General features: G+C 64.6%; 13 protein-coding genes. 6 read left to right on the top strand and 7 right to left on the bottom strand.

Features of this window, described 5'->3' with window-relative positions; genetic code table 11:
- Positions 1-40: 40 nt before the first annotated feature.
- The 7 genes from eda to FOM02_RS20590 form a co-directional block, all read right to left on the bottom strand.
- The gene (eda, locus tag FOM02_RS20620; protein WP_027557403.1) at positions 41-691 is read right to left on the bottom strand and encodes a bifunctional 4-hydroxy-2-oxoglutarate aldolase/2-dehydro-3-deoxy-phosphogluconate aldolase; all 651 of its coding nucleotides are present in this window, start codon (positions 689-691) and stop codon (positions 41-43) included.
- An 18-nt stretch (positions 692-709) separates the two neighbouring features.
- Entirely contained in the window at positions 710-1,675 is a 966-nt protein-coding gene (locus tag FOM02_RS20615; RefSeq protein WP_027557402.1) for a sugar kinase, read from the bottom strand.
- A gap of 29 nt (positions 1,676-1,704) precedes the next feature.
- Positions 1,705-2,691, bottom strand: a complete 987-nt coding sequence (gene denD / locus FOM02_RS20610) for a D-erythronate dehydrogenase (RefSeq protein ID WP_027557401.1) — start codon at positions 2,689-2,691, stop codon at positions 1,705-1,707.
- 66 nt (positions 2,692-2,757) lie between these two features.
- Entirely contained in the window at positions 2,758-3,684 is a 927-nt protein-coding gene (locus FOM02_RS20605) for a carbohydrate ABC transporter permease (RefSeq protein WP_027557400.1), read from the bottom strand.
- Positions 3,677-4,594 (bottom strand): carbohydrate ABC transporter permease, encoded by a 918-nt coding sequence (locus FOM02_RS20600; RefSeq protein ID WP_181411695.1) that lies wholly within the window; start codon positions 4,592-4,594, stop codon positions 3,677-3,679. Before FOM02_RS20600 ends, FOM02_RS20605 begins: the two co-directional genes overlap by 8 nt.
- Positions 4,595-4,695: 101 nt before the next feature.
- On the bottom strand, positions 4,696-6,015 hold the full coding sequence (locus FOM02_RS20595) for an ABC transporter substrate-binding protein (protein WP_027557398.1): 1,320 nt from the start codon (positions 6,013-6,015) through the stop codon (positions 4,696-4,698).
- 54 nt (positions 6,016-6,069) lie between these two features.
- On the bottom strand, positions 6,070-7,137 hold the full coding sequence (locus FOM02_RS20590; protein WP_027557397.1) for an ABC transporter ATP-binding protein: 1,068 nt from the start codon (positions 7,135-7,137) through the stop codon (positions 6,070-6,072).
- Between the two features lie 202 nt (positions 7,138-7,339).
- On the opposite strand from FOM02_RS20590, the gene FOM02_RS20585 reads away from it, so the two are divergent.
- The 6 genes from FOM02_RS20585 to FOM02_RS20560 all read left to right on the top strand — a co-directional run bounded on the left by FOM02_RS20585 (position 7,340) and on the right by FOM02_RS20560 (position 13,643).
- Entirely contained in the window at positions 7,340-8,440 is a 1,101-nt protein-coding gene (locus tag FOM02_RS20585; protein WP_027557396.1) for a LacI family DNA-binding transcriptional regulator, read from the top strand.
- A gap of 122 nt (positions 8,441-8,562) precedes the next feature.
- A complete protein-coding gene (locus FOM02_RS20580) occupies positions 8,563-10,392 on the top strand; it encodes an IlvD/Edd family dehydratase (protein ID WP_027557395.1) in 1,830 nt (609 codons plus the stop codon).
- A gap of 157 nt (positions 10,393-10,549) precedes the next feature.
- Entirely contained in the window at positions 10,550-11,281 is a 732-nt protein-coding gene (locus FOM02_RS20575) for an SDR family oxidoreductase (RefSeq protein ID WP_027557394.1), read from the top strand.
- Between the two features lie 17 nt (positions 11,282-11,298).
- Positions 11,299-12,045 carry an SDR family NAD(P)-dependent oxidoreductase gene (locus tag FOM02_RS20570; RefSeq protein ID WP_027557393.1) on the top strand — a complete coding sequence of 249 codons (747 nt, stop codon included), beginning with the start codon at positions 11,299-11,301 and terminating at the stop codon, positions 12,043-12,045.
- Positions 12,046-12,227: 182 nt separating this feature from the next.
- Positions 12,228-13,247, top strand: a complete 1,020-nt coding sequence (locus FOM02_RS20565; RefSeq protein WP_265442104.1) for a serine hydrolase domain-containing protein — start codon at positions 12,228-12,230, stop codon at positions 13,245-13,247.
- A 3-nt stretch (positions 13,248-13,250) separates the two neighbouring features.
- Positions 13,251-13,643, top strand: a complete 393-nt coding sequence (locus FOM02_RS20560; protein ID WP_027557391.1) for a GFA family protein — start codon at positions 13,251-13,253, stop codon at positions 13,641-13,643.
- The last annotated feature ends 1 nt before the right edge of the window (position 13,644 follow it).

Below are 13,644 nucleotides of genomic sequence, written 5' to 3'. Positions count from 1 at the left end.
CTTAGCCTGAGCTAAGTCTTAGCCCAGGGATGGCAAGACTTCACGCGGCTTTCAGGGCCTGGAGGGTGCGCTGGCAGATGGCAGTTATGCCGGCCCAGTTCCCCGCCCTGATCTCGGCCGTCGGACACAGCCAGGAACCGCCGACCGCGACCACATTGGGCTCGGCGAGCCAGGTCGCCGCATTGGCCTCGCCGACCCCGCCGGTCGGGCAGAACCGCACGTTCGGGAACGGCCCGCCAAGGGCGCGCAGGCCCTTGATGCCGCCGGCCTGCTCGGCCGGGAAGAATTTTGCCACGTCGAAACCGTGCGACAGCGCCAGCATCAGCTCGGAGGCGGTGGCGATGCCCGGCGCGAACGGCAAGGAGCTATGGGCGGCGGCCGCGAGGAGATCGGGGGTCAGGCCCGGGCTGATGCCGAAGGCGACGCCGAGCTTCTCGACACGGGTGAAGTCGGCTGGATTGAGGATCGTGCCGATGCCGACGACCGCCTCGGGGACCTCGGCCATCATCGCCCGCGCCGCCTCGATCGCAACGGGGGTACGCAGCGTCACCTCCAGCGTGCGGACGCCGCCGGCCACCAGCGCACGCGCCAGCGGCACGGCGTCCTGGATCCGCTCGATGGTGAGGACGGGAATGACGGTCGCGGCCTTGAACAGCGCGACGAGGTGGTTCTGTTGGGCAGCAGTGGGCATCTTGAGGATCTTTTCGTTTCACTTGGTCGCTTGACGCGTGGTCGCCGGCCGGTGCCGCTTCTTCGGCGGCATGGCATAGCCCGGAATGATGGCGCCGGGATAGCAGATCACGAGGCTGGCGAGGCGATGCCCGGCCTGGGCGGCCTCGACCGGCTCGGCGCCGGCCAGCCGGGCGGCGATATAGGCCGCGGCGAAGCTGTCGCCGGCGGCGGTGGTGTCGACGACCGGCTTGGTCATGGGTTCGGCACGGACCTCGTGGGTTCCGCCGGGGAAACGCAGGATGCTCACCGGCTCGGCGAGGCGGAACACCAGCTCGGGCGTCGGGATGCGCGCCATCAGCTGCTCGTGGCTCTCGCCGGGATAGAGCGCGAGCAGATCCTCGGTCGAGGTCAGCACGATGTCGGCGGCCGCAAACGCCGTGGCAAACACCTCGCGCGCGACGTCGCGATCGGGCCAGCCGCGTGCGCGGAAGTTGGTGTCGAACACGAAGCGGGTGCCGAGCAGGCGCGCGCGCTTGATCGCCGCGAACAGGCGCTCGCGACCAGGGGCGTCGTAGATCGAGAGCGTGATCGCGGAGAGATAGACGATATCGTAGCTCATCAGCGAGTTGAGCAGCTCGTCGGTCTCCGGCAGGCTCATCAGCTGGCGCGCGGCCGCACTGTCACGCCAGTGGAAGAACTGGCGCTCGCCCTTGGCATCCGTCTGGATCATGTAGAGGCCGGGCAGCTTGCCCGGCAGCCGCACGACGCGGCGGGTGCCGACGCCCTCCGCATTCCAGGCCGCGATCATCTCGTCGCTGAGCGCATCGTCGCCAAGCGCGGTGAGATAGTCGACCTTGATCTCGAGCCGCGCCAGATACACCGCCGTATTGAGGGTATCGCCGCCGAAGCCGCGCGAATACAGGCCGCCGCCCTGCCCGGCCTGCCCACCTTGAGCCTGCCGGAGCTCGACCATGCATTCACCGATGCAAGCAACGCTCGCCATCGTCATATCCACGCTGTTCATCGGTTAGATCAGGCGACGAAATTACCGCCGAGCTCGTCTTCGATGTGAATGCGGATGATGTCGTCGAAGGACTTTTCTTCGGTGGTGAAGCCGAGCTCGCGCGCACGCTTGGCCTCGAAGTTGCGCGGCCAGCCGCCGACGATGCCGACGATGAACGGATCAAGCTCGTGCTTGATGCGCGCGGCGACCTTGTCGCCGGCGACGCGCCTCAGCGCTGCGATCTGCTCGCCGACCGTGGCCGAGAAGCCGGGCATGGTCAGGTTGCGGCGCGGGCCGACCTTGGCGAGATCCATGGTGCCGGCATGGAGCAGGAAGCCGACGGCGGAGCGCGGCGTGGCGTGCCAGTGGCGGACGTCCTCGGACACCGGAAGGATCGCCTCCTTGCCAGCGAGCGGCTCGCGCAGGATGTTGGAGAAGAAGCCCGATGCCGCCTTGTTGGGCAGGCCGGGCCGGATGCAGATGGTCGGCAGGCGGATGCCGATGCCGTCGAGGAAGCCGCGGCGCGAATAATCGGCAAGGAGCAGCTCGCCGATCGCCTTCTGGGTGCCGTAGCTGAGCAGCGGGGTGTGGAAGAACTCGTCGCCGATGGCGTCCGGGAACGGGGCGCCGAACACCGCGATGGAGGACGTGAACACCACGCGCGGCTTGTAGCCGCCGCCGGCGAGGCGGATGGCGTCGAGCAGCATCCGCGTGCCGTCGAGATTGATGCGATAGCCCTTGTCGAAATCGAGCTCGGCCTCGCCCGAGACGATCGCGGCGAGATGGAAGATCACGTCCGGCCGGCCGGCGATCAGCTCCTCGGCCGCGCCGGGGACGGCGAAATCGCCCGAGACGGTCTCGACGGGGAAGCCGGCCTTCTCCGGCTTCTTCGGCTCAACCACGTCATGCATGGTCATTTTGGTGATGTCGCTCTTGCCGAGCCGGCCGTCGCGCAGCAGCCGTTCACACAATTTACGGCCGACCATGCCGGCGGCGCCCAGAACCAGAATGTGCAAGAGCCTACTCCTTCTTATTGGCCGGAACGCGTCAGGCTAGACGCGCTCTCATGACGGCCCCGCTGGTCATTCCTTCACGGCGCCGGTCATCGCCGAGACATAATGCTCCACGAAGAAGGCGTAAAGGATGACGAGCGGCAGCGAGCCGGCCAGCGCTCCCGCCATCAGCGACCCCCAGCGATAGATGTCGCCGTCCACGAACTCGTTGACGATCGCGACCGGCACCGTCTTGTTGCTGGTCGATTGCAGGAAGGTCAACGCGTAGATGAACTCGTTCCAGCACAGCGTGAAGCAGAAGATGAAGGCCGAGATCAGGCCGGGGATCGCGAGCGGCAGCACGATCTTGATCAGGATCTGCCAGCGGCTCGCCCCGTCGATCAGCGCGCATTCCTCGAGCTCGAACGGGATGGTCTTGAAATAGCCCATCAACAGCCAGGTCGAGAACGGGATCAGGATGGTCGGATAGGTCAGGATCAGCGCCAGCGGCGAATCGAACAGGCCGTACTGGAACACGACGGTGGCGAGCGGAATGAACAGGATCGACGGCGGCACCAGATAGGCGAGGAAGATCAGCCCGCCGACGAGATTGGCACCCTTGTAGCGCAAGCGCACAATGGCGTAGGCCGCGAGTACAGATGCGATGATCGAAAGCACCGTCGCACAGACGGCAACGTACATCGTGTTCCAGAGCCAGTGCGGGTAGTAGCTCTCGAACAGCAACTTGTGGAAGTGCTTGAACGTCGGATTCCAGGTCCAGAACGGATTGTACCTGTCGAGATCAAGCAGTTGATCGTCGGGTTTCACCGACGTCAGCGCCATCCAGTAGAACGGGAACAGCAGGACGATGACGATGATCGCGAGCGGCAGATAGAGCGTCACGATCCGGCGGGGCACCGACTGCAGGTAGCTCATGCCCTCGCTGTGGTCGGCCGTAGGCGCCGAGCCCGACAGCACATTCTTGAGATCGATGGATCTGGTAGGCAGGTCAGTCATTGCTCTCTCCCTGCTGCCATTTCCGGCGCTGCAACCCGAACCAGGACACCATGATCGCGGCAAGCAGGAACGGGATCATCGCACTGGAGATCGCGGCGCCCTCGCCCAGCTGCCCGGCGATGATCGCGCGCTGGTACGACAGGGTCGCCATCAGATGGGTGGCGTTGACCGGGCCGCCGCGGGTCATGGCCCAGATCAGCTGGAAGTCGGTGAAGGTGAACAACACCGAGAAGGTCATCACGACAGCGATGATCGGCGTCAGCAGCGGATAGGTGATGTACCGGAAATTCTGCCAGCGCGTGGCGCCGTCGAGCGTTGCTGCTTCATAGAGCGACGGCGACACCGTCTGCAGGCCTGCAAGCAGCGTGATCGCCACGAAGGGCACGCCGCGCCAGATATTGGCGAAGATCACGCAAATGCGCGCCCAGGTCGTGTCACCAAGGAAGTTGATGTTCTGGTTGATCAAGCCGAGGTGCTTCAACGACCAGGAGATGATCGAGAATTGCGAGTCGAAGATCCACCAGAAGGCGAGCGCCGACAGCACCGTCGGCACGATGAAGGGGATCAGGACCATCGCGCGCAACATCGCCTTGAACGGCATGTTCTCGTTCAGCAGCAGCGCGAGATAAAGCCCGATCGCGAATTTGAGGGCGCTGGCGACGAAGGTGTAGAGCAGCGTGTTGAACACCGACAGCCAGAAGATGGAATCATCCCACAGCCACTCATAGTTCTCCGTCGCGATGAAGTGCCCCACCCTGCCGATGCGGGTGTCCGTGAAGGACAGCCAGATGCCGAGCCCCAGCGGATAGGCCAGGAAGAAGATCAGGAACGCCATGGCCGGCACCATGAACCAGAAGCCGAGCCAGTTGCGATTGTGTTTGAGCTGGGTCCAGGCGCTGTCCTCGCTCATCTGAGGCTTGGCCCGGGGAATTGCGACATCAGCCATGCCCGATATCCCTGATCGAAATGTTGACGAGCGGGCGGCCGGGATGGCCGCCCGCCCCGTGACCGTCAGCGATAGATGCGCTTCAGCTGGCGCTCGGCTTCCGCCATCGCACCCTTGGTATCCTTGGCGCCGGTGCAGTAGTTGGCGAACATGTCGACGACGATGAAGTCGGCGATCGCGGTCGCCGCCTTCTCACCGACCGTGCCGATGCCGGACGCCGGCAGCGTGCGCTTGGAGGCCTGCGAGAACACGTAGTTCTTCGGATCCGCGGTCCAGATCGGCGCCGACTCGTAGGCGTTCAGGGTCTGCGTGAGATAGCCCTGTGCGCCGTCCAGCCACTTCTCGTAGTTCTCCTTCTCCAGCATGAAGGCAACGAAGGCCTTCGCCGCGTTCGGATATTTGGTGAAGTTGAAGGCGAGGATCGGCAGCGCAAGCTGCAGCTCGGTGGGCTTGCCGACCGGGCCGACGGGCCAGAGCGCGTGATAGGTGTCCTCGGCAAGCTCCTTCTTGGACGCATCGGTCTTGGCGGCCACGTAGATCGAGATGCCGTTCGCCGTGCAATAGAGCTCGCCGGCGAGGTACGCCTTATTGTTGGAGGAGTCGTTCCAGGACGGGGTGCCCGGGATGAAGCTGTCGTAGAGCGCCTTGCAATATTCCAGCGCCTTCGCCGTTTCCGGCGAATTGATGATGATCTTGTCGTTCTGGTCGACCGTGTAGGCCCCGTGGCCCCACAGCACCCAGTGCAGCCAGGAATTGCCGTCGCCCGAGGCGTGACCGAGCGCGAAGCCGGCAGGCGTGTTGTTGGCCTTGAGGGCCTTGCACATCTCGAGGAAGCCCGGGAAGTCCTTCGGGAATTCCTTGAAGCCGGCCTTGTCGAGCGCCGACTTGCGGTAGGTCATGTAACCGCCGTTGGTCGCGACGGGAATGCCGAGCCAGTCGTCGCCGAGCTTGCAGGTCTTGGCGGCCGCATCGGTCCAGCCGCCATATTTCTTGCCGAGATAATCGGCGACGTCGTTCATCTTCAGCACTTTGGTGGGGAAGAGCTGCGGCAGCGTGTGCAGACCCCAGGCGAGATCGAGGCCCGAGCCGGTATTGGCCGCAACCGAGGCCTTCGGCTGCACGTCCTCGAAGGACTCGCTGAACACGTTCATCTCGGTGCCGGTCGCGGTCTTGAACGCCGCCACCATCGCGTTGAACGCATCGTCTTCCGCCGGCACGAAGCGCTTCCACCGCATCACGGTCAGCTTGGCGCCCGGCTCCGCCTTCCAGGGCGCGCTCTGCGCCCAGGCCTTGGCGAAGTCGAACAGTGCCGGACCGGTCAGCATGCCGGTCGCGGCCAGAGCCGTTCCGCCTTGAAGCAGAGTCCGGCGGGTAAAGTCTTGCATGTCGTCCTCCCTGTGATTCTTTTTTGTTGTCTTAGTCTTTGTTGTCTTAGTCTTCTACGCGTTGAGGCGTTTGCCTGTCGCGTCGTCGAACAGATGAACCAGCGACGGATCTGGCTTCAGCCGGACCTTGTCGCCCGGGTTGAACTGGTGGCGCTCGCGGAACACCGCGACGACCTGCTCGCCGCCGACCTTGGCGAACACCTGCGTCTCCGAGCCGGTCGGCTCGACGACGATGATCTCGGCCTCGGCGCCGTCATCGGCGATGGTGAAGTGCTCGGGCCGCACGCCGTAGACCGCGGGACGGCCATCGGACGCAGCGGGTGCGTTCTTGAGCGGCAGCTTGACGCCGTTCGGCCCCTCGAAGGTCGCAACGCCGTTGACGCGCACATGGCCCTTCAGGAAGTTCATGGCGGGCGAGCCGATGAAGCCGGCGACGAACTGATTGTCCGGTTTGTCGTAGAGCTCGAGCGGCGTGCCCATCTGCTCGACGATGCCATCGTGCATGACGACGATCTTGTCGGCCATGGTCATGGCCTCGATCTGGTCGTGGGTGACGTAGACGGTGGTCGTCTTCAACCGCTGGTGCAGCTCCTTGATCTCGGTGCGCATGGCGACGCGCAGCTTGGCATCGAGGTTCGACAACGGCTCGTCGAACAGGAACACTTGCGGGTCGCGCACGATGGCGCGGCCCATGGCGACGCGCTGGCGCTGGCCGCCGGAGAGCTGGCGCGGATAGCGGTCGAGCAGCGGCGACAGCGCGAGGATCTCCGCGGCGCGCTTGACGCGCTTGTTGATCTCGTCGGAGCTGGCGTTCCGCAGCTTCAGCGAGAAGCCCATGTTGTCGGCGACCGTCATGTGCGGATAGAGCGCGTAGTTCTGGAACACCATCGCAATGTCCCGCTCCTTGGGCTGGACATTGTTGACGACGCGGTCGCCGATCGAGATCGTGCCGGAGGTGATGTTCTCGAGACCGGCGAGCATGCGAAGCAGCGTCGACTTGCCGCAGCCGGAGGGGCCAACCAGGACAACGAACTGTCCGTCCTCGATCGGGATCGTCACGCCGTGCAGGACTTCAAAATTGCCGAACGATTTCCGCACGTCGCGGATTTGCACAGACGACATCTAGCTCCCTCCTCGAAAGTCCACGACGCCTCTAGCGCCGCGACCGTCTTGTTTTTCAGACTTCGCCAACCCGAAGCCCGAACTTAGCAGGCTATATTGTCGGCAGTTTGTGCGGTTTTGGCAATTTGTCTTTGGTTAGTCGTTGCTGGTAGCGCTGTCAACGATCCTTTGGTTTCGACATTGGCTATGCTAAGAGCAGCAAATGGGTCGAAAACGCACCAAGTCAGGCAAAATCCGGCTGGCCGAAGTCGCCGAGCTTGCCGGCGTCAGCCCGATCACCGCGTCCCGCTTCTTCCGTAATCCGGAGGCGCTGTCGATCGCCAAGCGGACGCGGGTCGAGAGCGCGGCCAAGGAGCTCGGCTACGTGCCGAACCTGGCGGCACGGGCGCTCGCCTCGCAGCGCACCGAAGTGATCGGCGTCCTGATCCCATCGCTCACCAACAACGTGTTCTCGGACGTGCTGCGCGGCATCTATGACGCCTCCGAGGGCAGCCGCTACTCGATCCAGTTGTCCAACACGCGCTACAGCATCCTCCAGGAGGAGAAGCTGCTGCGCCTGTTTCTGGCGCAGAAGCCGGCCGGGCTGATCGTGACCGGCATCGACCAGACTGCGGAATCGCGCGCGATGCTGGAGGCGGCCGACTGCCCGATCGTGCAGATCATGGAGATCGGGCCCAATCCGGTCGACATGATGATCGGCTTTTCGCACTACGATGCAGCCCGCGCGGCGATCGCGCACCTGTTCGCGCAAGGCCACCGCAAGATCGGCTTCGTCGGCGCGCGCATGGATCCCAGGGTGCAGCGGCGGCTGGACGGATATGTCTCGGCCATGAAGGATGCCGGCCTGTTCGAGCAGCGCCTCGTCGTCACCACGGCGACACCGACCTCCGTGACGCTCGGCGGCGCCCTGTTCACCGATCTCCTGGCGCGAGAGCCCGGCCTCGACGCGGTGTTCTGCGCCAATGACGACCTCGCACTCGGCGTGCTGTTCGAATGCCGGCGAAGGGAGATCGCGGTGCCCGAGCAGATCGCGATCGTCGGCTTCAACGACCTCGAATTCATGGCCTCCGCCGTCCCTACGCTCACCAGCGTGCGCACCAACCGCTACGAGATGGGCAGGACCGCCGCCACCATGCTGATCGACGCGATCGACGGGCGGCGGCCGGAGCAGCCGGTGCTCGATCTCGGCTTCAGGGTGATCGAGCGGCAAAGCTCGTCGGCGCGGCGTTCGGACAATCGGCCAGCCACATCTGGCGGGGGCGCGGCGAACAAAATGGTAGCGTTACCAAGCAGCCATGACTAGTATCGGACTTGTGAGGAAACGACCCGCCAACGGGCAGGCCCACCATCGCTCACACCGTTGGGCATCGCACAAGCCGACACCACAAAACGGACGCCAGTGCGTTTGCATTGCAGGAGAAACCAATGACAAAAAAGCCAACCAATGGGCATGCAGGCGCCGGTAACGGCACCCGCCGCCACCTCCGCTCGCAGGAATGGTTCAACAACCCGCATAATCCAGGCATGACCGCGCTCTACATGGAGCGCTACCTGAACTACGGCCTCACCCGCGCCGAGCTGCAGTCCGGCAAGCCGATCATCGGCATCGCCCAGACCGGCAACGACCTCTCCCCCTGCAACCGCCACCACATCGAGCTGGCGCATCGCGTCCGTGAAGGCATCCGCGAGGCCGGCGGCATCGCGATGGAATTCCCGACCCACCCCATTCAGGAGACCGGCAAGCGCCCGACCGCGGCGCTCGACCGCAACCTCGCCTATCTTGGCCTCGTCGAGATCCTCTACGGCTATCCGCTCGATGGCGTGGTGCTGACCACCGGCTGCGACAAGACCACGCCGGCCTGCATGATGGCCGCGGCGACCGTGAACCTGCCCGCCATCGTGTTGTCGGGCGGCCCGATGCTGAACGGCTGGCACGCCGGCGAGCGCACCGGTTCCGGCACCATCGTCTGGAAATCGCGCGAGCGGCTTGCCGCCGGCGAGATCGACTATGAAGAGTTCATGGAGATCGTGGCGTCCTCGGCGCCGTCGGTCGGCCATTGCAACACCATGGGCACCGCCTCGACCATGAACGGCCTCGCCGAAGCACTCGGCTTCTCGCTACCGGGCTGCGCGGCGATCCCCGCCCCCTATCGCGAGCGCGGCCAGATCGCCTACGAAACCGGAAAACGCATCGTCGAGATGGTCTGGGAAGACCTGAAGCCCTCGGACATCCTGACCCGCAAGGCGTTCGAGAACTGCATCGTGATCAATTCGGCGATCGGCGGCTCGACCAATGCGCCGATCCACATCAATGCCCTGGCCCGCCACATCGGCGTCGAGCTGTCGATCGACGACTGGCAGAAGCACGGTCACGACGTGCCGCTGCTGGTCAACATGCAGCCGGCCGGCTTCTATCTCGGCGAGGAATTCCACCGCGCCGGCGGCGTGCCGGCCGTGGTGCGCGAATTGATGAAGCACAAGCGCATCCACGAGGACGCCATCACCGTCAACGGCCGCGGCATCGGCGAGAACTGCAAGGATGCGCCCAAGCCCGACAACGACGTGATCTGGGCCTACGACAAGCCGCTGGTGAAGGACGCCGGCTTCCTGGTGCTGAAGGGCAATCTGTTCGATTCCGCGATCATGAAGACCTCAGTGATCTCCAAGGAATTCCGGGATCGCTATCTCAGCAACCCGAAGGACCCTAGCGCATTCGAGGGCCGCGCCATCGTGTTCGAGGGTCCCGAAGATTATCACGAGCGGATCGACGATGCCTCGCTCGACATCGACGAGCACTGCGTACTGTTCATCCGCGGCACCGGGCCGATCGGCTACCCCGGCGGCGCCGAGGTCGTGAACATGCAGCCGCCGGCGGCACTGATCAAGCGCGGCATCCTGTCCCTGCCCTGCATCGGCGACGGCCGGCAGTCCGGCACCTCGGGCTCGCCCTCGATCCTGAACGCCTCGCCGGAAGCGGCCGCCAATGGCGGCCTCGCGATCCTCAAGACCGGCGACAAGGTGCGCATCGACCTCAACAAGGGCAGCGCCAACATTCTGATCTCGGATGAGGAGCTGAAGAAGCGCCACGCCGAGCTCAAGGCCAATGGCGGCTTCAAGCATCCGCCGAACCAGACGCCGTGGCAGGAGATCTACCGCAACACCGTCGGCCAGCAATCGACCGGCGCCTGCATGGAGCTCGCCACGCGCTATCAGAACGTCGCCGGCACGTTTGGCGTGGCGCGGGATAATCACTGACACTGTCATTCCGAGGCGCGACGAAGTCGCGAACCCGGAATCCATTGACCCACCGACGCTGCGGCCCGATGGATTCTCAGATGCGCAAGTGCGCATCGTAGTTCGCGCCAAGAGGCGCGCCCCGGAATGACGACAGAAAATTCAGAGGAGAGAAAAAATGGCAGACCGCCTCAAGGGAAAGCGCGCCGTCGTCACGGCTGCGGCAGCAGGCATCGGGCGCGCATGCGCGATCGCCTTCGCGCGTGAAGGCGCAACCGTCATCGCCACCGACATCAACGAGGCCGGCATCGCTGGCTTGACCAAGGAAGGCATCGCGGAGGTCGCCAAGCTCGACGTCCGCAACACCGCCGACGTCAACGCCTTTGCAAAACGCATCGGCAAGATCGACATCCTGCTCAACGCGGCCGGCTTCGTGCACCACGGCACCATCCTGGAGTGCTCGGAGGAGGATTTCGACTTCTCGTTCGATCTCAACGTTAAGTCGATGCACCGGACCATCAAGGCCTTCCTGCCCGACATGATCGCGGGCGGCGGCGGCAGCATCGTCAACATCTCGTCCTGCGCGGCCTTGCGGCCGCCGGCGAACCGCTACGTCTACAGCTCGTCGAAGGCGGCGGTGTCGCTGCTGTCGCGCGCGGTCGCACTCGACTTCATCACCAAGGGCATCCGCTGCAACTCGATCTGCCCCGGCACCGTCGAGACCCCCTCGATGCTCGACCGCGCCGCCGCGCAGGGACCGCAGGGCAAGGAGATGTTCATCTCGCGCCAGAAGATGGGCCGGCTCGGCACCGCCGAGGAGATCGCCTCGATGGCGGTCTATCTCGGCAGCGACGAGAGCGCCTTCACCACCGGCGTCGACCTCGTCGTCGACGGCGGCTACATGCTCTGACACCTGGGGCACCCGGCATGAACAAGATCGATCTCAATGGCCGCGTTGCCGCCGTCACCGGCGGCGCGCAGGGCTTTGGCCGCGCCATCACCGAGCGCTTCGTCGCCTCCGGTGCCAAGGTCGCGATCTGGGATTTTGACGCGGCGCTGGCCGAGAAGACCGCGAAGGAGATCGGCGACAACGTCCGCGTCTTCAAGGTCGACGTCACCGATACCGCCGCCGTCGAGCAGGCCCGCGATGCGACGCTGGCCGCCTTCGGCAAGATCGACATCCTCGTCAACAATGCCGGCATCGCCGGCGTCAACAAGCCGGTGTGGGAGACCGATCTCGAGGAATGGCGCAAAGTCCTGCGCATCAACCTCGACGGCCCCTTCATCTGCTGTAAGGCCATCGTGCCCGAAATGCTCAAGCAGAAATACGGGCGGATCGTGAACATCGCCTCGATCGCCGGCAAGGAAGGTAATCCGAACGCCTCGCATTATTCGGCATCCAAGGCCGGCCTGATCGCGCTGACGAAATCGCTCGGCAAGGAGCTCGCCGCGCATGACATTCTGGTGAATGCTGTGACGCCGGCCGCGGCGAAGACCGCGATCTTCGACCAGATGACGCAGCAGCATATCGACTTCATGCTGTCGAAGATCCCGAAAGCGCGCTTCGTGCAGGTGGAAGAGCTCGCCGCGATGGTGAGCTGGCTCGCATCCGAAGATTGTGCCTTCTCCACCGGCGCGGTGTTTGATATTTCGGGTGGACGGGCGACCTACTGAGGCATGGACCTGAGACATGGGCCGCCCGAGGGGGCGGACCATGCAATTTCGGCGACGAGACTTCGTGAAGCTCGCAGCGGGCGCGCTGCCGCTGCTGTCGCACCCAGCGCTCGCGCAGCTCGCGCCCAACCCGCCGAGCATTCGCGAGCATTCGCCCGCCCTCGCCGGCCGAGCGCGGCGCCATGGCGCGGCTCGCGCGCAGCTTCATGGACAAATACGACGTGCCGGCGCTGTCCTTTGCGATCGGCTATGCCGGCACTGTCGTCCACGAGGATGCGTTCGGTCTTGCGGATCGCGAGCGCAACGAGACCGTGACGCCGCGGCATCTGTTCCGGATCGCCAGCGTCAGCAAGATGATCACCTCGGTCACGATCTTCCGCCTGATCGAGGAGAACCGCCTCAAGCTGACCGATCGCGTGTTCGGCCCGGGCGCGCTGCTCGGCACCGATTACGGGCAGCCGCCCTACTCTGCCGGCATCGACCAGATCACGCTCGAGCATCTGTTGACCCACACCGGCGGCGGCTGGAGCAACGACAATCGCGATCCCATGTTCACCCATCCGCGGATGGATCATGCCGAGCTGATCGCCTGGACACTCGCCAACCGGCCGCTAGACCGGCCGCCGGGCCAGCATTACGCCTACTCCAATTTCAGCTATTGCGTGCTGGGGCGCGTCATCGAGAAGCTCACCGGCCAGCTCTATGCCGAGCATGTCCGCGGCGAGGTGCTGGCGCGCTGCGGCGTCACCGACATGACGATAGCGGGCAACACGCGCGACCAGCGCCAGGCCGGCGAAGTCGCCTATTACGGCCAGGGCGAAAGCCCCTACGACATGAAAGTGAGGCGGATGGATTCCCATGGCGGCTGGATCGCGACACCGTCGGATCTCGTCCAGTTCCTGATGCATGTCGACGGCTACACGAGGCCCGCGAACATCCTGCGGCCGCGCACCATCCAGGTCATGACCAGCGCGCCCAGCTACAGCCCGGACTATGCCAAGGGCTTCTGTGTCAACAAATTCGGCAATTGGTGGCACAATGGCAGTCTGCCGGGCACGAGCACGATCGCCGTGCGCACCCATGGCGGCTTCTGCTGGGCCGCCTTCACCAACACCAGACGCGGGAATTCCAACATGGATGGCGATCTTGACGATCTCAACTGGAGCATGGCGCGCCAGGTCGGCGAATGGCGGGTGGCCTGAGCCATGATCCGGGAAGGCGGATGCCTGTGCGGCGCGGTGCGGTTCAAGGCGGAGGGCGAGCCGCTCAACGTCCGCATCTGCCATTGCCGCTTGTGCCAGAAGGCGATGGGCTCGCCGTTCTTCGCCCGCGCGCAGTTCGACCAGCGCGCACTGACGGTCGAGGGCGAGACCGAGCGCTATGCGTCGTCCGAGAACATCGACCGCGTCTTCTGCAAGCGTTGCGGCACGCGCCTGTTCGCCTGGCGGCGCAACGGCACGCTGGCCGGTGTCTCGCTTGCGACCTTCGATGATCGCAACGCCTTCACGCCGACCGAGCACATCTGGGTGAGCGAGAAGCTCGCCTGGCTGAAGCTCGACGACGGTCTGGTGCAATATCAGGGGACCATCCCGACCTGAT

The sequence above is a fragment of the Bradyrhizobium sp. SEMIA genome, from assembly GCF_014844175.1.
Classification (GTDB): Bacteria; Pseudomonadota; Alphaproteobacteria; order Rhizobiales; family Xanthobacteraceae; genus Bradyrhizobium; species Bradyrhizobium arachidis.
Note: the sequence above shows the minus strand (reverse complement) of the source record. Positions and strands in the feature narration are given on the sequence as shown.